The 24,220-nt window shown below is 72.2% G+C and carries 22 protein-coding genes; 11 read left to right on the forward strand and 11 right to left on the reverse strand.

The window, feature by feature from the left end:
* Positions 1–2 precede the first annotated feature (2 nt).
* Positions 3–1,109: an acyl-CoA dehydrogenase family protein gene (locus BM051_RS05595; RefSeq protein ID WP_092529606.1), complete on the forward strand. Its 1,107-nt coding sequence runs from the start codon at positions 3–5 to the stop codon at positions 1,107–1,109.
* Between the two features lie 96 nt (positions 1,110–1,205).
* On the opposite strand, the gene BM051_RS05600 is transcribed toward BM051_RS05595, so the two are convergent.
* Positions 1,206–2,057: a lysophospholipid acyltransferase family protein gene (locus BM051_RS05600; protein WP_092529607.1), complete on the reverse strand. Its 852-nt coding sequence runs from the start codon at positions 2,055–2,057 to the stop codon at positions 1,206–1,208.
* A 14-nt stretch (positions 2,058–2,071) separates the two neighbouring features.
* Positions 2,072–2,854 (reverse strand): GNAT family N-acetyltransferase, encoded by a 783-nt coding sequence (locus BM051_RS05605; protein ID WP_092528824.1) that lies wholly within the window; start codon positions 2,852–2,854, stop codon positions 2,072–2,074.
* A 170-nt stretch (positions 2,855–3,024) separates the two neighbouring features.
* Between BM051_RS05605 and BM051_RS05610 the strand changes: the two genes are divergently transcribed.
* On the forward strand, positions 3,025–3,603 hold the full coding sequence (locus tag BM051_RS05610; RefSeq protein ID WP_092528826.1) for a Uma2 family endonuclease: 579 nt from the start codon (positions 3,025–3,027) through the stop codon (positions 3,601–3,603).
* A 62-nt stretch (positions 3,604–3,665) separates the two neighbouring features.
* Here the strand turns inward: BM051_RS05610 and BM051_RS05615 are convergent, their stop codons facing one another.
* On the reverse strand, positions 3,666–4,625 hold the full coding sequence (locus tag BM051_RS05615) for an electron transfer flavoprotein subunit alpha/FixB family protein (RefSeq protein ID WP_092528828.1): 960 nt from the start codon (positions 4,623–4,625) through the stop codon (positions 3,666–3,668).
* A gap of 31 nt (positions 4,626–4,656) precedes the next feature.
* Complete coding sequence (locus BM051_RS05620) at positions 4,657–5,442, reverse strand: electron transfer flavoprotein subunit beta/FixA family protein (RefSeq protein ID WP_092528830.1); 786 nt, start codon at positions 5,440–5,442, stop codon at positions 4,657–4,659.
* 243 nt (positions 5,443–5,685) lie between these two features.
* On the opposite strand from BM051_RS05620, the gene BM051_RS05625 reads away from it, so the two are divergent.
* From BM051_RS05625 to BM051_RS05640, 4 genes are all read left to right on the forward strand, one after another.
* Positions 5,686–6,525 (forward strand): DegV family protein, encoded by an 840-nt coding sequence (locus BM051_RS05625; RefSeq protein ID WP_166677551.1) that lies wholly within the window; start codon positions 5,686–5,688, stop codon positions 6,523–6,525.
* A gap of 67 nt (positions 6,526–6,592) precedes the next feature.
* Positions 6,593–6,787, forward strand: coding sequence for a hypothetical protein (locus BM051_RS05630; RefSeq protein ID WP_092528834.1), 195 nt, complete (start codon positions 6,593–6,595; stop codon positions 6,785–6,787).
* Positions 6,788–6,928: 141 nt separating this feature from the next.
* Positions 6,929–7,708 (forward strand): class I SAM-dependent methyltransferase, encoded by a 780-nt coding sequence (locus BM051_RS05635; protein ID WP_092528836.1) that lies wholly within the window; start codon positions 6,929–6,931, stop codon positions 7,706–7,708.
* A complete protein-coding gene (locus tag BM051_RS05640) occupies positions 7,705–9,204 on the forward strand; it encodes a 1,4-alpha-glucan branching protein domain-containing protein (protein ID WP_092528838.1) in 1,500 nt (499 codons plus the stop codon). Before BM051_RS05635 ends, BM051_RS05640 begins: the two co-directional genes overlap by 4 nt.
* A 244-nt stretch (positions 9,205–9,448) precedes the next feature.
* Here BM051_RS05640 and BM051_RS05645 read toward each other — a convergent pair whose 3' ends face one another.
* Positions 9,449–11,170 (reverse strand): glycoside hydrolase family 2 protein, encoded by a 1,722-nt coding sequence (locus BM051_RS05645; RefSeq protein WP_243859182.1) that lies wholly within the window; start codon positions 11,168–11,170, stop codon positions 9,449–9,451.
* A 111-nt stretch (positions 11,171–11,281) separates the two neighbouring features.
* On the opposite strand from BM051_RS05645, the gene BM051_RS05650 reads away from it, so the two are divergent.
* A complete protein-coding gene (locus BM051_RS05650; protein ID WP_092528842.1) occupies positions 11,282–12,535 on the forward strand; it encodes a glycosyltransferase family 4 protein in 1,254 nt (417 codons plus the stop codon).
* A 225-nt stretch (positions 12,536–12,760) separates the two neighbouring features.
* Here the strand turns inward: BM051_RS05650 and BM051_RS30300 are convergent, their stop codons facing one another.
* The 3 genes from BM051_RS30300 to aceA form a co-directional block, all read right to left on the reverse strand.
* Complete coding sequence (locus tag BM051_RS30300; protein WP_425319710.1) at positions 12,761–13,030, reverse strand: DUF1348 family protein; 270 nt, start codon at positions 13,028–13,030, stop codon at positions 12,761–12,763.
* A gap of 100 nt (positions 13,031–13,130) precedes the next feature.
* Entirely contained in the window at positions 13,131–14,828 is a 1,698-nt protein-coding gene (gene aceB / locus BM051_RS05660) for a malate synthase A (RefSeq protein ID WP_092528844.1), read from the reverse strand.
* Between the two features lie 67 nt (positions 14,829–14,895).
* The gene (gene aceA, locus BM051_RS05665; protein ID WP_092528846.1) at positions 14,896–16,182 is read right to left on the reverse strand and encodes an isocitrate lyase; all 1,287 of its coding nucleotides are present in this window, start codon (positions 16,180–16,182) and stop codon (positions 14,896–14,898) included.
* Positions 16,183–16,398: 216 nt separating this feature from the next.
* On the opposite strand from aceA, the gene BM051_RS05670 reads away from it, so the two are divergent.
* Positions 16,399–17,826 carry a short-chain fatty acyl-CoA regulator family protein gene (locus tag BM051_RS05670; RefSeq protein WP_092528848.1) on the forward strand — a complete coding sequence of 476 codons (1,428 nt, stop codon included), beginning with the start codon at positions 16,399–16,401 and terminating at the stop codon, positions 17,824–17,826.
* Positions 17,827–17,936: 110 nt separating this feature from the next.
* Here BM051_RS05670 and BM051_RS05675 read toward each other — a convergent pair whose 3' ends face one another.
* Positions 17,937–19,283 carry a M14 family zinc carboxypeptidase gene (locus BM051_RS05675; protein WP_177216895.1) on the reverse strand — a complete coding sequence of 449 codons (1,347 nt, stop codon included), beginning with the start codon at positions 19,281–19,283 and terminating at the stop codon, positions 17,937–17,939.
* A 149-nt stretch (positions 19,284–19,432) separates the two neighbouring features.
* A complete protein-coding gene (locus BM051_RS05680) occupies positions 19,433–20,188 on the reverse strand; it encodes an acyltransferase (RefSeq protein WP_092528850.1) in 756 nt (251 codons plus the stop codon).
* A 54-nt stretch (positions 20,189–20,242) separates the two neighbouring features.
* On the opposite strand from BM051_RS05680, the gene BM051_RS05685 reads away from it, so the two are divergent.
* Entirely contained in the window at positions 20,243–21,208 is a 966-nt protein-coding gene (locus BM051_RS05685) for a nucleoside hydrolase (protein ID WP_092528852.1), read from the forward strand.
* Positions 21,205–22,344, forward strand: a complete 1,140-nt coding sequence (locus BM051_RS05690; protein WP_092528854.1) for an NlpC/P60 family protein — start codon at positions 21,205–21,207, stop codon at positions 22,342–22,344. The genes BM051_RS05685 and BM051_RS05690 overlap by 4 nt, the downstream gene beginning before the upstream one ends.
* Before the next feature lie 160 nt (positions 22,345–22,504).
* On the opposite strand, the gene BM051_RS05695 is transcribed toward BM051_RS05690, so the two are convergent.
* A complete protein-coding gene (locus tag BM051_RS05695; protein WP_092528856.1) occupies positions 22,505–22,963 on the reverse strand; it encodes a MerR family transcriptional regulator in 459 nt (152 codons plus the stop codon).
* 36 nt (positions 22,964–22,999) lie between these two features.
* Here BM051_RS05695 and BM051_RS05700 point away from each other — a divergent pair, with 36 nt between their 5' ends.
* A complete protein-coding gene (locus tag BM051_RS05700) occupies positions 23,000–23,695 on the forward strand; it encodes a class I SAM-dependent methyltransferase (RefSeq protein ID WP_092528858.1) in 696 nt (231 codons plus the stop codon).
* The last annotated feature ends 525 nt before the right edge of the window (positions 23,696–24,220 follow it).

Below are 24,220 nucleotides of genomic sequence, written 5' to 3' on the forward strand. Positions count from 1 at the left end.
ACATGAGCGGTCCGGTGAGCGGGTCGGAGGAGCTGCTCGCGCGCGCCGAGCGGGTCGGCCGGGAGCTGGTGCCGCTGGCCCGGGCCGGGGAGCCCGGCGCGGTGAACCGGCCGCTGCTCGCCGCGCTGGCCGAGCACGGGCTGCTGGCGAAGGTGGGCACCGCGGGCACCGCCATGGACCTGTGCCTGCTGCGGGAGGGGCTCGCCCTGCACTGCACCGAGGCGGAGACCGCGCTGGCGCTGCAGGGCCTGGGCGGCCGGCCGATCCTGGCCGCGGGGCGGCCGGAGGTGGTCGAGGAGTGGATGCCCCGGGTGCTCGACGGCAGCGCCGTAGCCGGCTTCGCGCTGACCGAGCCGGCCGCGGGGTCGGACGTCGCGGCGCTGGAGCTCGCCGCGGTCCGCGACGGCGACGGGTTCCGGCTCACCGGCGAGAAGGTGTACATCTCCAACGCCCCGGACGCCGACGTGTACTCGGTGTTCGCCCGCACCACACCGGGCGCCGGCGCGCGGGGCATCACCGCGTTCGCCGTGCCGGCGGCCAGCCCCGGCCTGTCCGGCGAGCGGCTGGCGATGCTGGCGCCGCACCCGATCGGCCGGCTGCGCTTCGCCGACGTGTCCGTGCCGGCCGGCAACGTGCTCGGCGAGGTCGACGGCGGGATGCGGGTGGCGATGTCCACGTTGGACCTGTTCCGGCCGAGCGTGGGGGCGTTCGCGGTGGGGATGGCACGGGCGGCGCTGGACGCGGCCGTGGCGCACGCGGCGTCCCGCCGCGCGTTCGGCCGCGCGCTGCGCGAGTTCCAGGGCGTGTCACACCAGCTCGCCGACGTGGCCACCCGGGTCCGCGCGGCGGCGTTGCTGGTCCGCGCGGCGGCCACCGCCTACGACACCGGGGCACCCGACGTGTCCGCGGCGGCCGCGATGGCGAAGCTGTACGCCACCGAGACCGCCCAGCACGCCGTGGACGTGGCGATCCAGGTGCACGGCGCGCGGGCGCTGGAGCGGGGCCACCCGCTGGAGCACCTCTACCGGGAGGTGCGCGCCCCCCGCATCTACGAGGGCGCCTCCGAGATCCAACGGGAGATCATCGCGAGATCACTGTTCCCCCCCTGACCACCGTGTCCGCGCCCTGTGCACGTGTGTCCGCGCTCTGTGCACACGTGCCCGCGTTCCGGGTACGGCCTCCGGACGGGAATGTCGAACACGCGGTCAGGAAACGCGGACACTGGCGCGGGAGGGACGGGGGCGGGTGGGGGTCTGCACGGTGCCCAGTGCGGAGTGCACGGCGGACTCGGCCAGCGCGGCCAGCTCGCGGCGGTCGGCGGCGCGGCCGGGGGCGATCTCCGGGCAGACGAACACCTCGAGCACCAGCCCGCGCAGCCGGGCCACCCGGCGCACCGAGTCGACCAGCGTCTCCGGGCCGACGAACGCCGGCCGGGTCGTCTCCCTGCCGTCGGCCAGCCGGTAGCGCAGCGCCAGCGGCCGCACCGGCACCCCGCCGTCGATCGCCGCCTGGAAGGTGGCGCCGCGGAACCGCCCGGAGGCGAGGCCGCACCACGTGGTGCCCTCCGGGGTGACGCTGACCAGCGAGCCGGCGCGCAGCGCCGCGGCCAGTTGGGCGACGGTGGCCGGCAGGGTGGACAACCGCTCCCGGTCCAGGAACACCGCGCCCGACCGGGTGACCAGGCCGCCCAGCACCGGCCATCCGGCGATCTCGCGCTTGGCCAGCGCGCGCATCGGGCGGATCGCGTTGACCGCCACGATGTCCAGCCACGAGATGTGGTTGTTCACCACGAGCGCGCCGCGGCCGGGCGGGGTGTCCCGCAGCTCCGCGTCGCCGTGCACGACCAGCCGGACACCGAACGCGCGCAGCAGCGCGGCGAAGATCGCCCGCACGGCCCGCTCCCGTGGCCGGGACGGAAGCGCGACCAGCAGCGGGGCGAGGGCGAGTGCCGCCAGCAGCACGCCGAGCGCGGCGCCGACCCGCAGCACCCCGCGCAGCGCTCCCACCCCCGGGGAGTCGCCGGTCAGGCAGGCCGGGCCGCACGGCGACACCGGCATCCAGGGGTGCGCGGTCACGTCGCCGTCCCGAGGAAGAACTTCAGGTAGCGCTGGTCGACGGTGGGCAGGTCGAGCAGCACGAAGAAGTCGGCCACCCCGAACTCCGGGTCGTGCGCCGGCGGTCCGCACACCACGGCGCCGAGCCGCAGATATCCCTTGAGCAGTGGGGGCAGTGCCGTTCGCGGCTGCCGGACGACGTTGGTGGGGTCCCACGGGTGCAGCGGCGCGACCCGCTGGTCCGGCGGCGCGAAGTGCTTCGTCCGCACGGTGTCCCACACGCCAGCGGCGAGCGCGCCGCCGTCGGTGAGCGGCACGGACGCGCAGCCGGCGAGGTAGCGGTGCCCGGACAGCAGCATGTACCGGGCGATCCCGGCCCACACCAGGCCGACCACGGCGCCGGTGCGGTGGTCGGGGTGCACGCACGAGCGTCCGGTCTCCACCAGCGACGGCCGCAACCCGGCCAGCGCGGTGAGGTCGAACTCGGTGTCGGCGTAGAGCCGGCCCGCCGCGGCGGCGCGCTCGGGCGGCAGCATGCGGTAGGTGCCGACGATGGCGCCGCTGTCGTCGTCGCGGACCACGAGGTGGTCGCAGAACTCGTCGAAGGCGTCGGCGTCCAGGCCGGGGCGCGGCGAGTGCAGCGTCGCGCCCATCTCCTCGGCGAACACCTGGTGGCGCAGCCGCTGCGCGGCCACCACCTCGTCGTTGTCGTAGGCCACGAGCAGGGAGTACCGGGGCGCACCCGCGGAGGGCTCGGCACCGGCCCGATCGGTGCTGACGAGCAGTTGGGACCGCGTCATGCTGCTAGGTCTACCGGCCGTTTCGGGACCACGGAGAGTGCGATCCGGTGAGCGCTGGATGCACAGTCCGTTAACGCCCGGTTTGCCGGTCCAGCACGATCGGCGGTGTGGCAGACCCGTTCGTGGCGAGCGTCGAATGGGATACTGGAGCCGACGTGAAGGAGCTTGCCGTGAGCACTCTGCCCGAGCCGCCGAGCCATCTGCTGACGATCGCCGAGTACGCGGCCCTCGGTGAGGTCGAGACCGGCTACACCGAGCTCGTGGAAGGCCGCCTGCTGATGTCGCCGAGCCCGGCACCCCGCCACAACCGTGCGTCCGGCCGCTTGTTCACCCAGCTCGACCAGCAACTGCCCGAAGATCTCGACATCGTCCAGGATGTCGATCTCGATTTGGAGCTGGTGGCACCGAATCAACCCGGGTTCTCGCGCCGACCCGACCTCGTGATCGTTCGGAAGGACGCCCTGGATCGCGTGGACCGGGAGGGTGGACTACTGCGAGCGTCCGAGACCGTGGTGGTCATGGAGATCGTCTCGCCCGGATCGCGGCGGACCGACTACCACGTCAAGCGCTCGGAGTACGCCGACGCCAACATTCCCCACTACTGGATCGTCGACCTCGCCGACCCGGTGACGCTGACCGCCTGCCACCGCACCGAGGAGTTCGGCTACCTCGACAGCGGGACGTTCACCGGCGCCTTCACCACCACCGAGCCGTTCGCCGTGCGGTTGGACCTCGACCGGCTGCGCTGATCACCCGAACGTGCCCGGCCCGGCAGCCGCGAGGCCGCCGGGCCGGGCACGTGTCCGGGCACTCAGCCCTTGCGCTTAACCACCTCGTCGGTGAGTTGCGGCGCGACCTTGAACAGGTCGCCCACCACGCCGAAGTCGGCGATCTCGAAGATCGGCGCCTCCGGGTCTTTGTTCACCGCGACGATCGTCTTCGACGTCTGCATCCCGGCCCGGTGCTGGATCGCGCCGGAGATGCCCAGCGCGATGTACAGCTGCGGCGACACCGTCTTGCCGGTCTGCCCCACCTGGAACTGGGCCGGGTAATAGCCGGAGTCCACCGCGGCCCGCGAGGCGCCCACGGCCGCGCCGAGCGCGTCGGCCAGCTTCTCCACGACCTCGAACTTCTCCGCGGAGCCGACCCCGCGGCCACCGGAGACCACGACCGACGCCTCGGTCAGCTCCGGACGGTCGCCGCCGACCACCGGCTCGACACCGGTGATCCGCGCCGCCTTCGCCGGGTCCACCGCCGGCAGCTGCACGGTCTCCTCCGCCGCGGCGCCCTCGGCCTGCTCGGCCTCCACGCTGCCCGGCCGGACCGAGATGATCGGGAAACCCTTCGTCACCTTGGACTTCACCGAGAACGCGCCACCGAAGATCGACTGCCCGGTGGTGCCGTCGGAACCGACCTCCACCGCGTCGTAGAGCAGGCCGGAGCCGACCCGGACGGCCAACCGCCCGGACACCTCCTTGCCCTCGGCCGACGCGGCCACCAGCACCGCCGCCGGGGACACCTGCTCCACCAGGGTGGCCAGCGCGTCGACCTTCGGTGTCACCAGGTACTTGCCGGCGTCCTCGGACTCGGCGACGTACACCTTCGCCGCGCCGTGGGCGGCCAGCGACTCCTTCACCTTCCCGGCCGTGCCGGGCGCGCCGACGACCACCGCGGAGGGCTCCCCCAGGGCCCGCGCCGCGGTCAGCAGCTCGAGGGTGACCTTCTTGAGCTCGCCGTCGACGTGGTCGACGAGAACCAGTACCTCAGCCATGTCCGTTGTCTCCTTCTCGCTGCCGCCGTCGTCAGATGAGCTTCTGGCCGACCAGGTACTCGGCGACCTTCGCGCCGCCGTCGCCCTCGTCCTCGACGCGCTGACCGGCCTGCCGCGGCGGCTTCGGGGCCGCCTCCAGCACGCTCGTCCACGCGTCGTCCAGGCCCACCTCGCCGGCGTCGACGCCGAGGTCGGCGATCGTCACCGTCTCGACCGGCTTCTTCTTGGCGGCCATGATGCCCTTGAACGACGGGTACCGCGGCTCGTTGATCTTCTCGCCGACGCTCACCACCGCGGGCAGGTCGGCCTCCAGATGCGTGATGCCGTCGTCGGTCTCCCGGTCGGCCTTGACGGTCGTGCCCTCGACGGTCAGCGACCGCACGTGGGTCAGCTGCGGGAGGCCCAGCAGCTCGGCGACCATCGCCGGCACCGCGCCGCCCCGGCCGTCGGAGGCCTCGTTGCCGGCGATGACCAGGTCAACGCCCTCGACCCTGCCGATGGCGGCGGCCAGCACCTTGGCGGTGGCCACGATGTCGGAGCCGTGCAGTGCCTCGTCGGACACGTGGACGGCCTTGTCGGCGCCCATGGACAGCGCCTTGCGGATCGCGTCGGTCGCGCGGTCCGGGCCCATCGAGATCACGGTGACCTCGCCCTCGCCGGCTTCCTTGATCTTCAGCGCCTCCTCGACGGCCTTCTCGTTGATCTCGTCGAGGACGGCGTCGGCGGACTCGCGGTCCAGGGTGTGGTCACCGCTCGAGAGCTTGCGCTCCGAGTAGGTGTCCGGCACCTGCTTGACCAGGACAACGATGTTGGTCATGGGGCTTGCTCGACCTCCCGATGGCTGGAGCGCTCGGCTGGGCTCTACTGGCCGGTAGCTTAGGCCGGTTTCGCCACGGTGGCGTGGCGAGGTGACGCCATTCACCTGGATTCGCCAGTTAGTGGGACTATAGTCCCGATTCTTCTCGGACGCCCGCGGGATCGCTACTTTCGGTGGGGGTCATCCACCATTCGGTCGCACGTCGCTACTTCTACCGGGTGCGAAGGCGTTAACCTCCGGCCTGTGCCCGTTGCCGTGATCACCGACTCGACCGCCTGCCTGCCGGACCAGTTGGCCGCGCAGTGGGGGATCGGCATGGTGCAGGTCCAGCTCCGGCTGGGCGAGCGGCTCGACGACGAGAACCGGTACGACCGGGCGCGGATCATCGACGCGCTGCGGGCCGGGGAGCCGGTGTCCACCGCGCCACCCGACCAGGGCGCCTTCTTCTGGACCTACCAGCAGGCGGCCAGCCAGGGCGCCGACGCCGTCGTCAGCCTGCACATCTCTGGTCGCATGTCGGCGACGGTGGACGTGGCCAGGGCGGCGGCGCGGCAGGTCAGCGTGCCCGTGCACGTGCTGGACAGCGGGACCACCGGGATGAGCCTCGGGTTCGCCGCGCTGTCCGCCGCCAGGGCCGCCGCGGCCGGCGGGCACACCCGGCGGGTGATCGAGGCGGCCGAGCGCCGGTTCTCCGGCAGCAGCGAGCTGCTCTACGTCGACACCCTGGAGTACCTGCGCCGTGGCGGCCGGATCGGCGCCGCCGCCGCGCTGCTCGGCACCGCGCTGTCGGTCAAGCCGCTGCTCACCGTGCGGGGCGGCGAGGTGGCGCCGCTGGCCAGGGTGCCCGGGACGAAGCGGGCGCTCGCCAAGCTCACCGACCTCGCCGTCGAGCGGGCCGCGGGGCGACCGGTGGACGTCGCGATCTCCTGCGCCACCCCCTCCCAGCGGGAGATGTCCCTGGTCCAGCAGCTCCGGGCCCGGCTGCCGGCGCTGCACGACATCATGCTGGTGCGGGCCAGCACGGTGATCGGCGCCCACGTCGGCCCCGGGGCACTCAGCATCACGATCTCCCATCCGGGCTGACAGGGAACTCGACCGATCCGCGGGACGTTGACGATCGCGACGACACCGGCGGCCAGGAGGACTGACGATGGCACTGTTCGGCAAGATCGCCCGATTCGCCAGCAGCCCGGCGGGGCGCCGGGCGATCGCCCAGGCCAAGCGGATGGCCAACGACCCGCGGACCCGCCAGCAGGCCAAGGACGCGCTCGACAAGGTGCGCCGCCGGGTGAACGACACCCGCCGCGGCCGCGGCGGCGGCCCCACCCCACCCCCGGCGGCCTGAGGCCCACCGCACGTACGGTGCCTTGGGTACACGCACCGCGCCCAAGGGCGGTCTTCGATACCCACCCAACGTGCCCAGGGCGGCCTCGGGCGCGCCCGACGCCGGCGGGAGGGTGGGTTACCGGCCGGTTAGGGTCGGGGCGTGAACACGCCACCCACCGGCGCGGCCGGCCGGGCCGAGGCCCTGCACCTGACCGGGGAGCGCACCGTCCCGGGTGTGCCCGAGGAGAACTACTGGTTCCGCCGGCACGAGGCCGCTTACCTGGCGCTGCTGCCCTACTGCGCCGGGGCGACCGTGCTCGAGGCCGGCTGCGGGGAGGGCTACGGCGCGGGGCTGATCGCCCGGCACGCCGCGCGGGTGCTGGCCCTGGACTATGACCCGCCGACGGCCGAGCACGTCGCCCGGTGTTACCCGGAGGTGGACGTGGTGCGCGGCAACCTCGCGTTCCTGCCGGTGGCGACCGGCGCGGTCGACGTGGTCGCCAACTTCCAGGTGATCGAGCACCTCTGGGACCAGGCCGGGTTCCTCCGCGAGTGCCGACGGGTGCTCCGCCCGGGCGGGCGACTGCTGGTCACCACACCGAACCGACTCACCTTCACGCCGGACAGCGACACCCCGCTCAACCCCTACCACACCCGCGAGCTCGCCCCCGTCGAGCTGGCCGAGCTGCTGGGTGCGGCCGGCTTCACCGTCGAGCGGCTGGCTGGGCTGCACCACGGCCCCGCGGTGCGCGCGCTGGACGAGCGCCACGGCGGCTCGATCATCGCCGCGCAGCTGGACGTGGTGCTAGGGCAGCTGCCGGGGCAGGCCGAGTGGCCGGCCGACCTGCTCACCGACGTCGAGGCCATTCGCGCCGACGGCTTCGTGGTGTCCGATGCGGACCTTGACGAGAGCCTGGACCTGGTGGCGGTGGCCCGGTGAGCGGCGGCTCCGAGGGCACCTTCTGTCTGGTGCTGCACAGCCACCTGCCCTGGCTGGCGCACCACGGCTCGTGGCCGGTCGGCGAGGAGTGGCTGTACCAGGCGTGGGCGCACTCGTACCTGCCGGTGGTCGACCTGCTCCGCCGATTCGCCGCCGAAGGCCGGCGCGACGTGCTCACCCTCGGCGTGACGCCGGTGCTGGCCGCGCAGCTCGACGACCCGTACTGCCTGCGCACGTTCCACGAGTGGCTGGGCACGTGGCGGCTGCGCGCGCAGCACGCGGGCACGCTGTGGCGCGGCGGGCCGGAGCTGCTGCGCGACCTCGCGGCGCGGGAGCACCGAACCGCGGAGGCGGCGCTGGCCGACTTCGAGACACGGTGGCGGCACGGCTTCTCGCCGATCCTGCGCGGGCTGGTCGACGCCGAGGTGGTCGAGCTGCTCGGCGGACCGCTGGCGCACCCGTTCCAGCCCCTGCTGGACGAGGGGGTGCGGGCGTTCGCGCTGCGCGGCGGGCTGGCCGACACGGCGCTGCGGATCGGGCACCGCCCCGCGGGGATCTGGGCGCCGGAGTGCGGGTACGCGCCGGGGATGGAGGACGGCTACGCGGCGGCGGGCGTGCGACGGTTCCTGGTGGACGGGCCGTCGCTGCGCGGGGACACCGCCGCGGCGCGGCCGGTCGGGTCGTCCGACGTGGTGTGCTTCGGGCGGGACCTGGAGGTGACCTACCGGGTGTGGTCGCCGAAGGCCGGGTACCCGGGGCACGCCGCGTACCGGGACTTCCACACGTGGGCGCACGAGGTGGGCCTCAAGCCGTCGCGGGTCACCGGCAAGCAGGTGGCGCCCGCCGACAAGGCGCCCTATGACCCGGCGCTGGCCGCCGACACGCTGCGGCTGCACGTCAAGGACTTCGTCGACACGGTGGTGACCCGGCTGCGGTCGCTGCGGGACCGGCACGGCCGGCCGGGGCTGGTGGTGGCGGCGTACGACACGGAGCTGTTCGGGCACTGGTGGCACGAGGGGCCGGCGTGGCTGGAGGGGGTGCTGCGCGCGCTGCCGGAGGCTGGCGTGCGGGTGACCACGCTCCGCGGCGCGCTGGCCGCGGGGCACCTGGGTCCGCCGGTGGACCTGCCCGCGTCGTCGTGGGGGTCGGGCAAGGACTGGCGGGTGTGGGATGGCGCCCAGGTCGCGGACATGGTGGCCGACAACACGGCGTTGCAGGAGCGGCTGCTCGCCGCGCACGTGCGGACCGAGACCCGCGACCCCGTGCGCGACCAGGCACTGCGCGAGGCGATGCTGGCCCTGTCCAGCGACTGGGCGTTCATGGTCACCAAGGACTCGGCGGCCGACTACGCCCGCCGCCGGGCCCGCGTCCACACCGACCGGTTCGACGAGCTGGTCGCGTTGCTCTCCGCCGACCCCGACGCGGCGCGCCGCCGCGCCGCCGAGCTCCACACGGAGGACGGCCCGTTCGGCCAGCTGGACGCCCGCGACCTCTGACCCACGAGATCTACGTTCGAGAGCGCGAACTCGACACTCGGAACCCCGAGTTCCACGGCGGGATCGCGCGGCGGCTCACCCGGCAGCGACGCGAGCGGCGAACACGGCGACGGGAACGGCGGACACGTGCGCACAGACGGCGGACACATGCGCACAGACGGCGGACACATGCGCACAGACGGCGGACACATGCGCACAGACGGCGGACACGTGTGCACAGAGGGCGGACACGTGTGCTGTCGGGTCAGGGGGGCGTGGTGATGACGGCGCGGTTGTGGTCGGCTACGGCTTCCGGGTCCACCTTGAGGACTCGGCGGTCGTAGGTGAGCAGGCCGTTCACCTCGGTCTCCACGTCGGTGAGCTGCGTGTAGATCGCGCCGGAGAGACCGAGCTCCGGGACGAGCCGGGCCACCTCGGCGCTCACCTCGACGTACCGCCGGGTCAGCTCCGCCCTGCTCGCGCACATCTCGTAGGCCATCGGCTCCCCCGGCCACACGTGCCCCGCGACGACCAGCCCGAGCCCGCCGTACTCGCCGTCGAGCACCGCGCGGTGGTCGCGCGCCTCCGGCCGCCCCGGCCCGACGTAGGTGTGGTCGTCGTACACGTCCCCGGCACCGGAGTCGGGCTGCGAGTGGCAGCAGTTCACCCCGCTGTCGGCGATCACCAGCCGGGTCGGATCGGCGGCCTTGACCAGCCCCGCGATCCGCGCGGTGTCGTACTCGCCCCACCCCTCGTTGAACGGAACCCACCCGACGATCGCGGTGCACCAGCGCAGCCGCGCCACCATCTCCAGCAACTCCGCCTCGAAGTGCCGGCGGGCCTCGGCCACCGGCGGCGCCTGCGGCCCCGGCGGGTTGTCCAGCAGCACCGGCAGCGACGGCATGTCCTGCCACACCAGCAGCCCGATCCGCTCGGCCCAGTCGTACCACCGCGCGGGCTCCACCTTGACGTGCTTGCGCACGCAGTTGAACCCCAAGGCCTTCGCCCGCTCCAGGTCGAATCGCAGCGCCTCGTCGGTGGGGGCGGTGTAGATCCCGTCCGGCCAGTACCCCTGGTCGAGCGGCCCGTGCAGGACCGTGACCCGCCCGTTCAGCGCGATCCGCGGCCGGCCCCGCTCGTCGTCGACCAGCGAGACGGTGCGCAGCCCGACGTGGCTGGCCACCTCGTCCAGCACCCGCCCGTCCGCGTCGAGCAGCCGCACGGTGAGGTCGTACCGGAACGGGTCGTCCGGGCTCCACGGCCGCGGGTCCGGCACGTCGACGCGCACCCGCCGGCCCACCGGCGCGCTCGCCCTGGCCACCTCCGTGTCGCCGGCGCGCACCACCACGTCGACCGAGGACGCGCCCTTCCCGACGACCCGCGGCGTCACCGCGAACCCGGCGAGGTCGGTGACCGGGTCCAGCGCGGCCACGTACGCCGGTCCGACCGTCTCCAACCACACGGGCTGCCAGATCCCGGACGCCCCGGTGTAGAGGATCCCGCCGGGCCGCAGCGCCTGCTTGCCCACCGGGAACGTGCCCCGGTTGCCGACGTCCTCGGCCCGCACCACCAGCTCCTGCTCGCCACCGGCGCGCAGCACGCCGGTCACGTCCGCGTCGAACGCCGTGTACCCGCCCTCGTGCTCGGCGACCAACTGGTGGTTCACCCACACCGCGGCCCGCTGGTCGACCGCGCCGAAGTGCAGCAGCACCCGCCCGTCCCGCCAGCCGTCGGGGACCTCGAACGTCCTCCGGTACCACATCACCTCGTCCCGGCGGCCCACGCCGGACAGCGCCGACTCGGGCGGGAACGGCACCAGGATCCGCCCCCTGTACCGCTCGGCGCCGCCGGTGTACTCCCACCACCCGTTGAGCGAGCGCCACCGCGGCCGGTACAGCTGCGGCCGGGGATGCTCGGGCAGCACGGCGTCGGGGTCGACCTGGTCGGCCCAGGGCGTCCGCAGTGGCGACGGCAGTGGCGACGGCACAGGCGAAGATCCAACGGCACTCGACACAATCCAACAGTACGCACCAGATCGTTCCGGCGTGAGGGACGCCATGGCGGTGGTGCGGGCGCGGGGTGCGAGGATCGACGGACCATGCGCGTGTTGATGCTGTCCTGGGAGTACCCGCCGGTAGTCGTCGGCGGACTGGCCCGGCACGTCCACGCGCTGGCCCGCCACCTCGTCCACGCCGGCCACGACGTCGTCGTGCTGTGCCGGCACGTCGCGGGCACCGACGCGGAGACCCACCCCACCACCGATCGAGTGGTCGAGGGCGTGCGGATCATCCGGGTCGCCGAGGACCCGATGCACGTGACGTTCGAGCGCGACCTCGTCGCCTGGACGCTCGCCATGGGGCACGCCATGGTCCGCGCCGGCACCGAGTTGCTGCGCACCTGGCGGCCGGACGTGGTGCACGCGCACGACTGGCTGGTGACCCACCCGGCGATCGCGCTCGCCGACGCCGCCAGGGTCCCGCTGGTCGGCACGATCCACGCCACCGAGGCCGGCCGGCACTCCGGCTGGCTGTCCCACCCGCTGAACCAGCAGGTGCACTCCGTGGAGTGGTGGCTGGCCAACAGGGCGGACGAGCTGATCACCTGCTCGGAGGCGATGCGCCGGGAGGTGGCGCACCTGTTCGAGATCGACCTCGCCGAGATCACCGTGATCCACAACGGCATCGAGGAGCGCGGCTGGCGGGTACCCGAGGAGGAGATCACCCGCGCCCGCGCCGTGCACAGCCCGGCGAAGGCGCCACTGCTGCTGTTCTTCGGCCGGCTGGAGTGGGAGAAGGGCGTGCAGGACCTGCTCGCCGCGATGCCCAGGATCCGGCGCCGGCACCCGGGCACCCGGCTGGTTGTGGCCGGCAAGGGCCGCCACCTCGACGAGCTGGTGGAGCAGGCGCGGCGGCTGCGGCTGCGCCGCGCGGTGGACTTCGTCGGCCACCTCTCGGACCGCGACCTGCGGGCGGTGCTCGCCGCCGCGGACGCCGTGGTGCTGCCGAGCAGGTACGAGCCGTTCGGGATCGTCGCGCTGGAGGCCGCGGCGGCGAAGGCGCCGCTGATCGCCTCGACCGCGGGCGGCCTGGGGGAGGTCGTGATCGACGGGCAGACGGGCCTGGCGTTCCAGCCGGGCGACGTGGCCGGGATCGTCAGCGCGGTCGACGCCGTGCTCGCCGACGCCGACGCCGCCGGTAGGCGGGCGCTGGCCGCACAGTCCCGCCTGGCCGCCGACTTCGACTGGGGCCGCATCGCCGCGGCCACCGCGGCGGTCTACCGCCGCGCGCGAGTCGGCGAGCCGACGATCCTGGGTCGCCCCAAGATCGCCACCGGCAACGCCTTCGACATCTGACCGGCTACAGCGGGCACCTCAGGCACTCGACGCCGGTCGAGACGGCCGTTTCCGGGCCGGCGGCCACCGCGGGGGCGGCGGCGCCGAAGACCAGACCGAACGCAGCGAGCAGGGCAAGAACAAAGCGTGCTCTCATATCCAGGCTCCTCGGATGCAGGGGAGATCCGCATGCGTCAGCATCGTTGGTCGGGCCGCCAGAAACAACTAGTAGTTCAGTAGGTATACCTACTCATTCCCGCGAATTGCGCCAGGGGCGCCGGCTCGGTGGACCGACCGGAGCAACGCGCGCTCCTCCGCCCGGCGGGTCCGACGATCCGCAGCTGGCGAAACCTCCGTGTCGGCCAGCACGATCCGCTCGGGGTTCCGAGTGTTCCCCGCGTCCTCGGCGGCCAACACCTTCTGCCGTGCGGTCTCCTCGAAGAACGGGCAGCGAGGGGTCGTGCCATCCCGGGCCTCCTTCGGTGAGCGGAGAACGGTCGGCGGCGTCGACAGCACAGCGGGGCCGACCGAGTGTCCCGGTCAGCCCCGCTGTCACGCTGCCAGACCAGCGTGGCCGGTCTCCCCCGTCAGGAGGAAAGGGAGACCGGAACCCTGCTCACGAGCCGGCGGGCTGTGCCGTGCCTCCGGAGCCGGCGGGCTCGGTCAGGTAGCGGGCGTAGGCACCGGTGGTGAAGAAGCTCGGCAACCTCTCCCCCAGCGCGGTCTCCACGAAGATCTTCCGCGCGTCGTCCAGCCGGTGGTCATGGCCCAGGTCGGCCCGCACCGCCGCCAGCTCCTCGTCGAGCAACTGGTGGACCAGCTCGGGAACGATCGCGGTGCCGTCCGCCAGCTTGGTGCCGTTGCGGACCCACTGCCACACCTGGCAACGGGCGATCTCGGCGGTCGCGGCGTCCTCCATGAGGGAAAGCCGCTGAAGGGGGGTGGCGGGCGGGGTGAAGGGCGGGCTGATCGACGCGGCACCGGTGCCGCGCAGCCAGGAGTCGACGTAGCGCAGCGCCACGTTGATGTTCGCGCGCAGCCCCTGCTCGGTCACCTCACCGCCGGCGCTGGCCACGTCGAGCAGGTCCGCGGCGCCGACCACGACGTCCTCGCGCAGCCTGTCGAGCTGGTTCGGCCGGTCGCCGAGCACCCGGTCGAACACCTCCCGGCAGACGTCCACCAGGCCCGGGTGGGCGACCCAGGAGCCGTCGAAGCCGTCCCTGGCCTCCCGCTCCTTGTCCTCCCGCACCTTCTCCAGCGCGGTCGCGTTGGCCTCGGGGTCACGGCTCGGGATGAACGCCGCCATCCCGCCGATCGCGTGGGCGCCGCGCCGGTGGCAGGTGCGCACCAGCAGCTCGGTGTAGGCCCGCATGAACGGCACGGTCATGGTGACCTGCGCGCGGTCCGGCAGGACGAAGTCCGCGCCGCGCTCGCCGAAGTTCTTGATGACGCTGAAGATGTAGTCCCACCGGCCGGCGTTCAGCCCGGCCGCGTGCTCGCGCAGCTCGTAGAGGATCTCGTCCATCTCGAACGCCGCGGTGACGGTCTCGACGAGCACCGTGGCGCGGATGGTGCCCCGGGGGATGCCCAGCTCCTGCTGCGCGAGGCGGAACACGTCGTTCCACAGCCGCGCCTCGTGGTGGCTCTCCAGCTTCGGCAGGTAGAAGTACGGTCCGCTGCCGCGGGCCAGCAGCTGCCGGGCGTTGTGGAAGAAGTACAGCCCGAAGTCCACCAGACTGGCCGACACCGGCCGGCCGTCGATCCGGATGTGCTTCTCCACCAGGTGCCAACCCCGGGGTCGGACGACGATGGTCGCCGGGTGCTCGCCGATCCGGTACCGCTTGCCGCCCTCGGTGGTGAAGTCGATGTTGCGGCGGATCGCGTCGTAGAGGTTGAGCTGCCCGCCGATGACGTTGTGCCAGGTCGGGGAGAGGGCGTCCTCGAAGTCGGCCAGCCACACCCTGGCGCCGGAGTTCAGCGCGTTGACCGTCATCTTCCGGTCGGTCGGGCCGGTGATCTCGACCCTGCGGTCCTCCAGCCCGGGTGCCGCGCCGGCCACCCGCCAGGTGTCGTCCTCCCGGATGGCCCGGGTCTCCGGCAGGAAGTCCAGCGTCTCCTCGCCGGTGCTCAGCCGTTCCCGGCGGAGCCGGCGGGCGTCCAGCAGCTCCCGTCGGCGGCCGGCGAACGCGTTGTCCAGCCGGGCCACGAAGTCGAGGGCCGCCGGGGTGAGGATCTCGTCGAACCGGTCGCCCTGCGGACCGGCCACCTCGGGGCGGCCGGCGGTGGCGAAGATGCGGTTGAGCGGGTCAGCCATCTCGTCCTCCAGAGGCTGGGTGGGGTGGGGAGGTGGCCCGGTCAGGCCGGGCCACCTCCCGGAGGGGTCAGAACTGCGCTTCCTCTGTCGAGCCCTTGAGCGCCGTGGTGGAGCTCTCCGGGTTCAGCGCGGTGCTCACCAGGTCGAACCACCCGGTGCCGACCTCGCGCTGGTGCTTGGTCGCGGTGTAGCCGCGCTCCTCGGCGGCGAACTCGCGCTCCTGCAGGTCGACGTAGGCGGTCATGCCGTCGGACGCGTAGCCCTTGGCCAGGTCGAACATCGAGTAGTTCAGCGCGTGGAAGCCGGCCAGCGTGATGAACTGGAACTTGTAGCCCATGTGGCCGAGCTCGCGCTGGAACTTCGCGATGGTCGCGTCGTCCAGGTGCTTCTTCCAGTTGAACGACGGCGAGCAGTTGTAGGCCAGCAGCTGGTCCGGGTACTTCGCCTTGATGGCCTCGGCGAACGTCCTGGCGACCTCGAGGTCGGGCTCGGAGGTCTCCATCCACAGCAGGTCGGCGTACTTCGCGTAGGCGAGGCCGCGGTCGATGCACGGCTCGATGCCGTTGCGCACCTTGTGGAAGCCCTCCGAGGTGCGCTCGCCGGTGATGTACTTCCGGTCGCGCTCGTCGACGTCGCTGGTGATCAGCGTCGCGGCCTGCGCGTCGGTGCGGGCGACGATCAGCGACGGCACGTCGAGCACGTCGGCGGCGAGCCGGGCCGCGTTCAGCGTGCGCTCGTGCTGCTTGGTCGGGATCAGCACCTTGCCGCCGAGGTGGCCGCACTTCTTCTCGGACGCGAGCTGGTCCTCCCAGTGCACGCCCGCGGCGCCGGCGGCGATCATGCCCTTCATCAGCTCGAACGCGTTGAGCGGGCCACCGAAGCCGGCCTCGGCGTCGGCGACGATCGGGGCGAACCAGTCGATGTCGGTGTTGCCCTCGGCCCAGGTGATCTGGTCGGCGCGACCCAGCGCGTTGTTGATCCGGCGCACCACGGCCGGCACCGAGTTGGCCGGGTACAGGCTCTGGTCCGGGTAGGTCTGCCCGGCGAGGTTGGCGTCGGCCGCCACCTGCCAGCCGGACAGGTAGATCGCCCTGAGCCCGGCCCGCACCTGCTGGACGGCCTGGTTGCCGGTCAGCGCGCCCAGCGCGTGGATGTAGTCCTCGGTGTGCAGCAGCTTCCACAGCTTCTCGGCGCCACGACGGGCCAGCGTGTGCTCCTCGACCACGCTGCCCCGCAGCCGAATCACGTCGGCCGCCGAGTAGGACCGCTCGACACCCGCCCAGCGGGGGTCGGTCTCCCACTTCTTCGCGAGCTCCGCTGCTGCCTGCTCCAGGTTGCCGGCCTTGTCTGCCATGGGTCGCTCTCCAACTTTGCGAACGTTGCGATTCCTCGCTTGCTTACCCTCACCATGGCATGTCCTGCGAAAACACCGCCAGATGTCCAACTTGCCAACTTGTGCTAAGTTTCTTTAGCATCTTGTGAAGCTTGCGAACGACTACTTCGCAAAGCCCGGGGAAACGGTCCGCTTGATCGGTACCGAACCGGAAGACCTTCGGACTGGACGGCCAACATGGACAAGACCTTCGCCGGGGCCCGGCTGCGACACCTGCGGGAGAGCCGGAGGATGAGCCAGGCCGACCTCGCCCGACTGCTCGAGATCTCACCCAGCTACCTCAACCAGATCGAGCACAACACCCGCCCGCTGACCGTCCCGGTCCTGCTGCGCATCACCGAGGCGTTCGGCGTCGACGCGGAGTTCTTCGCCAACAACGACACCGCGCGGCTGGTGGCCGACGTCCGGGAGGCGCTGCTCGACGAGGCGGTCGGTGTGGACGTCTCCAGCAGCGAGATCAACGAGCTGGCGGGCAACCTGCCGACCGTCGCGCAGGCGCTGGTGAAGCTGCACCGGCGCTACCGCAGCGCGGTCGAGCAGACCGCGGCGCTGACCACCGAGAACGGCATGGGGCTGCACGGCAGCCCGGCCGCGCCGCTGCCGCACGAGGAGGTGCGCGACTTCTTCTACGAGCGGGAGAACTACGTCGCCGAGCTCGACGAGCGTGCCGAGCGGATGGCCAGCATGATCGGCCTTCGCCGGGGCGAGGTGCGCAACCGGCTGCGCGAGCGGCTGGTCGAGCACTACGGCGTGCACGTGACCAGCGAGGGCATCGACGAGACCGCCGGCGAGCAGCACCGGTACGAGCCGGACACGAAGACCCTGCGGCTGGCGCCGAGCCTGCGGATCGGGCAGCAGGCGTTCCGGCTGGCCTCGCAGATCGCGGTGCTGGAGTACGACGACCTGATCACCGAGCTGGCCGACTCGTGGGCGTTCTCCGGGCCGGCCGCCCGGTCGCTGGCCAGGGTGGGGCTGGCGAACTACTTCGCGGGCGCGCTGATCCTGCCCTACCGGGCGTTCCACTCCACCGCGGAGGGCTTCCGCTACGACATCGAGCGGCTCTGCGACCACTTCGGCGTCGGATTCGAGACGGTCTGCCACCGCCTGTCGACCCTGCAACGGCCGAAGCTGCGCGGCGTGCCGTTCTCGTTCGTCCGGGTGGACCGGGCGGGCAACATGTCGAAGCGGCAGTCGGCGGCCGGCTTCCACTTCTCCCGGGTCGGCGGCGCGTGCCCGCTGTGGAACATCTACGAGGCGTTCACCTCACCCGGCAAGATCCTCACCCAGGTGGCCAGCCTGCCGGACGGGAAGACCTACTTCTGGGTGGCCAGGACCGTCTCCCGCAACATCGGCGGCTACGGCAGCCCGGGCAAGATGTTCAGCGTCGGGCTCGGCTGCGAGCTGCGGCACGCCCGGCGGCTGGTGTACTCGACCGGGCTCGACCTCGACGACAAGGCCGCCGCCACGCCGATCGGCATGGGCTGCAAGGTCTGCGAGCGGCCGGCGTGCCCGCAGCGGGCGTTCCCGACGATCGGCAAGCAGCTCACCGTCGACGAGAACGCCAGCACCTTCGTGCCCTACCCGGCCGTTCCCAAGGAGGACTGAGCCGCCGCCCCACCGCACCGCCGAGTGATGCCATGAAGGCCACCGTGATCGCGTTGAACGCGACCAAGGTGGCCTTCATGGCGTTGGGCACCCGCGTCGAGGTCGCGGGGTCAGTTCTCCAGGAGGGTGATGCGCGACCGCTGGGCGTCGGCGTCGTCACCGGTGCCGATGTTCGGGCCGCGCGGCGGGATCGCGTCGTAGGCGGCGGGGTCGAGCTGGTTCACCCGGCCGCTGGCCACCGCGGAGAGCATCCCGTCGAGCCCGATGTAGACGGCGCGGGTGAGCACCGCCCGGTACTTCTGGCCCAGCGACTGGGTCTGCCCGCGCACCTCGAACAGCACGGTGCCGCTGCCGTTGAGCGCGAAGCTGCCCAGCCCGGTGCCCGGCAGGTGCAGGTCCTGCGGGTAGAGCGTGACGTTGCCGAAGATCGGCCGGTCGTTGGCCTTGCCCTGCAGCGCGTTGTAGACCGCCACGTTCAGCCGCTTCGAGTAGTCGAGGTCGTACTTCGGCGCGTACTTCTCCAGGCCGGGCGTGGTGGCCGGGTCGGACACGAACTTGCCGGAGATCGACAACGTGACGAACTCGTCGGGATCGTCCGGCATCACGTAGCACGCGCCCTGGTGGTGCAGGTCCACGTAGGTGTCGACCTCGCCGAACTCCGCGGCCAGGCCGCGGTAGACGTCGCGCACCACCTTCGACTCCGGGGTGATGTACCAGCCCGGCTGGTCGGAGCTGCCGGGGAAGTCCTCCCGGCGCGGCGTGTAGGTCAGGTCGGGGTTGTAGTCGCGGTTGACGTCGAACCCGGGCCGGGTGGAGTAGTCGTCGCCCTGCCGCGTCCCGGTGTAGTAGTTCCACGCCGGCTGGCTGCCGCGCAGCTGCGGGTAGCGGGCGGTGACCTCCTGCCAGGTCAGGTCGTTGCCCCTGCGGTCGAGCTCGGCGCCGTCCGGGTTCATCTTCGGGATGGCCACGATGGTGAGCGCCTCGCGCCACCGCTTCGCCTTGGCCGACTCGCTCGTCCCCAGCCAGCTCAGCAGGTCGAGGATGGCGTCGGTGCCGGTCTTCTCGTTGCCGTGGATCTCGCTGGTGATCAGCACCGCCTTGCGCCCGGTGCCGACTCGCGCCGACCAGATCTCCCGGCCGCGGTTGCTCCGGCCGACCTGCTCGACGTCGACGGTGCCGCCACTGACCCGCTCGATCCGGTCCAGCTCGATGCCCAGCTCCCGGTGGTCGGTGAACTGGTGAATCGGCAGGTCGCGGGGCTCCTCGCTGCACTCCTTGGCGGCGAGGAACGCGGCGTCCTCCGGCTGGGCCCGATCGAGCTGGGCGGAGTAGGCGGGCGGCTCGGTCCGGTCAGCCGGCCGCGCGGCCGCGGGTGCGGTGATGCTGCCAGTGGTGACCAGTGCCAGCACGGCGGCGCCGGCGAGCACGGCGCGCAGGGGTCGTCTCAGTGGGGACACACTCACTCCTCCAACGCAGGGAAAGTCCTTGTGGAGTAGCTACTCAACCCACCGCTCCCGGCGGGCCCACCGGCGAAAGTTACTTATATCAACAAACGGTCCGCGGCGGAAGCGGCATTCTTTCCGGTCCTTTCCGGTCGTCCCCGCGGTCAGGACTCGCCCAGCGCCCGCTGCAGCGCCCAGGACGCCTTGCGTGCCATGTCCCGCACCGCCTCCCGGCGGGCCGCGTCGGCCTCGTAGTCGGCCTTGCGGTCGCGCACCACCCGCGCTGGCGAGCCGACGGCGATGGCGTAGTCGGGGATGTCGCCACGCACCACGGCGTGCGCGCCGAGCACGCAGCCCCGGCCGACCCGGGTGCCGCGCAGCACCGACACCTTCGTGCCGATCCAGGTGTCCGGGCCGATCCGCACCGGCGCCTTCACGATGCCCTGGTCCTTGATGGGGAGGGTGATGTCGGTGGTGACGTGGTCGAAGTCGCAGATGTAGACCCAGTCGGCGACCAGCGCCGCGGAGCCCAGCTCGATGTCGAGGTAGCAGTTGACCACGTTCTGCCGGCCGAACACCGCCTTGTCGCCGATCCGCAGCGAGCCCTCGTGGCAGCGGATGGCGTTGCCGTCGCCGATGTGCACCCAGCGACCGATCTCCAACCGGCCGTAGCCGGGCCGGCAGTGGATCTCCACGTTCTTGCCGAGGAACACCAGGCCGCGCAGCACGACGTGCGGGTTGGCGAGGCGGAACCTCAGCAGGCGCCAGTATCGCACCAGGTACCAGGGCGTGTACGCGCGGTGGCGCAGCACCCAGCGCAGCGAGTCGACGGTCAGGAAGCGCGCCTGCTGGGGGTCGCGGCGGGTGCGCCGCCACGCCTGGACCCGGGACAGCACGGGTGAACCCCACATCGACGTCATAGCGGTGACCGTAACCTGTCGGGCGGAACGATTGAAGCTGAGGGAGCGGCACGGATGAAGCTGATCATCGACACCGACCCCGGCGTGGACGACGCCTTCGCGATCGCGCTCGCCGCGCTGAGCGACGACGTCGACCTGCTCGGGGTGACCACCGTGTTCGGCAACGTCCCGCTGTCGGCCACCACCCGCAACGCCCAGCGCCTGCTGGCACTGTGCAAGCGCACCGACGTCCCGATCGCCGCGGGCGCGCAACGCCCGCTGGTGCACCCGCAGCCGCACCGCGCCCGGTACGCGCACGGTGCCGACGGGCTGTCCGGGCGGGCCGGCACGCTGCCCGAGCCGGCCCGCGACCTGGAGCCCACCGGCGCGGTGGGACTGCTGGCGACGCTGCTGGCCGCCGCCGACGAGCCGGTGACGCTCGTGCCCATCGGGCCGCTGACCAACATCGCCACGCTGCTGGCCGCCCACTCCGAACTGCGGGAGAAGATCGCCAGGGTGGTGATCATGGGTGGCGCGCTGGCCGGCGGCAACACCACGGCCGCCGCCGAGTTCAACATCTGGAGCGACCCGGAGGCCGCGCACCGGGTGCTGGCCGGCGGCGAGGTGCCGTGCGTGCTGGTGCCGATGGACCTCACGTACCGTTGCGCGGTGGACGAGGAGTGGCTGCGAGGACTGGCCGAGTCCGGCCCGCTGGGTGCCGCCCTGCACGGCCTCACCCCGGACTACGTCGAGTACTACCGGCACGCGCTGGGTTGGCCCGGGCTCGTGCTGCACGACGCGGTCGCCATGGCCGAGGCCGTCCGGCCCGGGATCCTGCGCACCGAGGCCTACCCCGTGGAGGTCGACTGCGGATTCGGCCCCGGCCGGGGCGCCACGCTGGCCGACCAGCGCCGGCCGGAGCTGCGCGAGCGGGTGGACGGCGAGCGGGCCGCGGTCGAGGTGGAGGTGGCCGTGGACACCGACCTCGACGAGTTGCGCGCGTTCGTGCTGGACCGGATCGCGGGCGGTGGGGTCCGATGACCGAGGAACGGGACGCGGAGCCGGCTTCGCGGGCGCCCGGGGCGCGCCGAAGGCTGCTGTTCTCGCTGCTGACCGTGGTGGTCGTGGCGGGGGCGTTCCTGGTCGCGCAGCGGCTGGCGCCGGCCCCGCCGGAACCGTCGTCGACGCCGGCCGCCCACCAGCCGCCGGCCCCGGTGACCACCGCGCCGGCCGCGCCGTCGGAGGTTCCCCGGAAGGAGGAAGGGCCGCGGTTCGAGGCGTGGGTGGACGAGGTCGCGGAGTGGCTGGACATCCCGCGGCGGGCGATGCACGCCTACGCCGGCGCGACGGTCGCGCTGGGCGAGGAGATGCCGGACTGCCACCTGTCGTGGGTGACACTCGCCGGGCTCGGCAAGATCACCACCGACCACGGCAGGGTCGGCGGCGAGCTCGACGAGGATGGCCGGCCCGGCGACCCGATCGGCACGGTGGAGATGAAGGACTTCTCCGGAGCCACGATCTCGGTCCGCGGGTCGGCGGGACCGCTGCAGCTGTCGCCCGCGGTGTGGCAGCGGTGGGGGCGCGGCGCGTCGGGTGGTGAGCCGGACGTGCAGGACATCGACGACGCCGCACTGGCCGCCGGGCACGCGCTGTGCGCCGAGGGCCGCGACCTCGCCAGGGGCGACGACTGGTTGGCCGGGGTGGCGACGCTGCACCCGGCGCCGCTGTTCCTGCACCGGGTGCTGGCCACGGCGAACGTGTACGGGACGGTGGGGCAGAACCCGGAGCCGCCGAACCCGGCGGCCCTGCGCGCGGTGTCGTTCGCCATCGACAAGATCGGGCTGCCCTACGTCTGGGGCGGCAACGGCCAGGAGAAGGGGGACGCGGGCTTCGACTGCTCCGGGCTCACCACGGCGGCCTACGCCAGCGCCGGGATCGAGCTGCTGCGCACGGCGCACTGGCAGTACAACAGCGTGCCGCTGGTCCCGCCGGACGAGGAGCCGCGGCTGGGCGACCTCGTCTTCTACGGCAACCCCGCGACGAAGATCCACCACGTCGGCCTCTACATCGGCAACCAGCAGATGGTCGACGCGCCCACCTTCGGCCAGGCCGTGCAGGTCCACCCCTACCGCAAACCGAACGACGACTACGCCGGCGCCGGCCGCCCAGCCCACTGACCACTACCGCACCTGATGCGACATTGGCCACGGTGGAATGCTGTCGCAAGCACCTTCCCCACGCCTGGCTGACGCACCATGGACCGTTGACGAGCACGACCCGACGTCTGGGCGATCGACATATCGCCGTAGGTTCGCGTTGGGATCGGTGAGAGGTCGGTCAGTGCGCTCGCGCGTGGCTTTCTTCCAGTGAGAGGCCACGCTGTCGCCCTTCGATGATCAACCAGAATCGGGAGCACTTCATGGGATCGCTGGCCGGGCATTGCCGACCGTGTTCGAGTGCGGTGCGGGCCACCTCGATACGGTGTTGCTGCTCGGCCAGCTCGGCCAACTTGTGATCGATCATCTCCTGTCGGCTTTGGCGCTCGCCTGCGAGGAAGCGCCCGATCTCCGCCAGCGAGAATCCGACCCCGCGGAAGAAGAGGATCAAGGTGACGTCCCTCACTGCCGACGCGGCATAGCGCCGTCGTCCCGCCGCCCGCGCCGCCGGCCGCACCAAGCCGAGTTCGTCGTAGTAACGCAGCGCGCTTGTCGGCACGCCGGTGCGTTCGGACAGTTCACCAATGGACAACGACGTCGGCGTGGTCGACGAAGCCGGGGTGCGCTCGGTAGCAGACATTGACTTCAAGCGTACTCGAAGTGCTTGGCTCACCTCATGAAGATCAAGGAGAGGGTGCTGGGTCGCATCCTGCAATGGTGGGGTCCTCGCGGCGGGCTGGCACAGTTCCACCAGCCGACCGGAGCCGTCGGGCACGTCGCCGGCTGGATCATGGGCCGGCGCTCGTCGAACGTGGCGCGCAGCCGCTGGGCGGTACGGCTTCTCGACGTCCAGCCGACCGACCGCGTCATCGAACTCGGCTGCGGTCCGGGCGTGGCCATCTCCGCCCTCGTCACCCGAGCGTCCCGGGGCTTGGTGGTCGGCGTCGACCACTCGCAGGTCATGATCCGCCAGGCCCGCCGCCGCAACAGGGCCGCCATCCGGGCCGGGCGGGTACGCCTGATGCACCTGCCGGTCGAGAAGCTGTCGATCAGCGACGGGCCGTTCGACGCCGCGCTGGCAGTCAACACAGTCGGCATGTGGCCCGACCCAACCGCCCGGCTACGCGAACTCGCCCGGCTGTTGCGGCCCGGCGGGCGCATCGCTGTGGTGTCCCAGCCCCGCTGTCCCGGTGCCACCGCGGCCACTTCGGCGGCGGCGGCCAAGGAGTTGGCAGGCCAGCTTACCGAGGCTGGGTTCGAGCGCCTCCGAACCGAGATGCTCGACCTCGACCCGCCGGCAGCGTGCGTCATCGGGCAGGTAACACCTGCCGATAACGCCGAACTCGCCGACCATCCACCAGCGCGGTCGTGACCCCCGAGTGCGCAAGTCGTCGACCTGACGTGGACTGCCCATGACTACCGGCCAAGATGTCGACGAACACAGCACGGTTCGAATACTGCTACTCCACCAGTTCACTGACCACTACCGCACCTGATGCGACATTGGCCACGGTGGAATGCTGTCTCATTCTCGCCGGCCGACGGCGTTTCCCCGGGAAGCCGCGTGATCCGTCGGCGTGCCGCTGAGCTGGGCCGACCGGCGTGGACCAGCGCCCTGCTCCACACCCGGCGCGAGCACGGCACCGGCGCCGCGACCCTCACCCGCACCGACGCCAACGGATCTCACTGCTGTTCCCCGGCGTTTCCGGGTGGAGTTGAGTACCGGACGGGAATTTGCTCGAGTTCGGCGGAAGTTCGGTCAGGTGGGCGAGTTCGTCCGGGTTGGCGATCCCGTGGCCTGTGCTTACCCTCCGCGGCCGGCCGGCTGACGACCTTCCCGCCCGTGCTGCCGACGAGGAGCTCTTCTGCCGGACAGAAGAGCTCCTCGTCGGCAGGC

The sequence above is a fragment of the Amycolatopsis arida genome, from assembly GCF_900115565.1.
GTDB lineage: Bacteria > Actinomycetota > Actinomycetes > Mycobacteriales > Pseudonocardiaceae > Yuhushiella > Yuhushiella arida.

Coding starts and splice junctions, on each gene's coding strand:
- BM051_RS05690 (WP_092528854.1), top strand. CDS start 21,205: ATGACCGAGGAACGGGACGCGGAGCCGGCTTCGCGGGCGCCCGGGGCG.
- BM051_RS05620 (WP_092528830.1), bottom strand. CDS start 5,442: ATGACCAACATCGTTGTCCTGGTCAAGCAGGTGCCGGACACCTACTCG.
- BM051_RS05650 (WP_092528842.1), top strand. CDS start 11,282: ATGCGCGTGTTGATGCTGTCCTGGGAGTACCCGCCGGTAGTCGTCGGC.
- BM051_RS05670 (WP_092528848.1), top strand. CDS start 16,399: ATGGACAAGACCTTCGCCGGGGCCCGGCTGCGACACCTGCGGGAGAGC.
- BM051_RS05600 (WP_092529607.1), bottom strand. CDS start 2,057: ATGCCGGTGTCGCCGTGCGGCCCGGCCTGCCTGACCGGCGACTCCCCG.
- BM051_RS05685 (WP_092528852.1), top strand. CDS start 20,243: ATGAAGCTGATCATCGACACCGACCCCGGCGTGGACGACGCCTTCGCG.
- BM051_RS05680 (WP_092528850.1), bottom strand. CDS start 20,188: ATGACGTCGATGTGGGGTTCACCCGTGCTGTCCCGGGTCCAGGCGTGG.
- BM051_RS05695 (WP_092528856.1), bottom strand. CDS start 22,963: ATGTCTGCTACCGAGCGCACCCCGGCTTCGTCGACCACGCCGACGTCG.
- aceA (WP_092528846.1), bottom strand. CDS start 16,182: ATGGCAGACAAGGCCGGCAACCTGGAGCAGGCAGCAGCGGAGCTCGCG.
- BM051_RS05605 (WP_092528824.1), bottom strand. CDS start 2,854: ATGACGCGGTCCCAACTGCTCGTCAGCACCGATCGGGCCGGTGCCGAG.
- BM051_RS05595 (WP_092529606.1), top strand. CDS start 3: ATGAGCGGTCCGGTGAGCGGGTCGGAGGAGCTGCTCGCGCGCGCCGAG.
- aceB (WP_092528844.1), bottom strand. CDS start 14,828: ATGGCTGACCCGCTCAACCGCATCTTCGCCACCGCCGGCCGCCCCGAG.
- BM051_RS05630 (WP_092528834.1), top strand. CDS start 6,593: ATGGCACTGTTCGGCAAGATCGCCCGATTCGCCAGCAGCCCGGCGGGG.
- BM051_RS05700 (WP_092528858.1), top strand. CDS start 23,000: ATGAAGATCAAGGAGAGGGTGCTGGGTCGCATCCTGCAATGGTGGGGT.
- BM051_RS05615 (WP_092528828.1), bottom strand. CDS start 4,625: ATGGCTGAGGTACTGGTTCTCGTCGACCACGTCGACGGCGAGCTCAAG.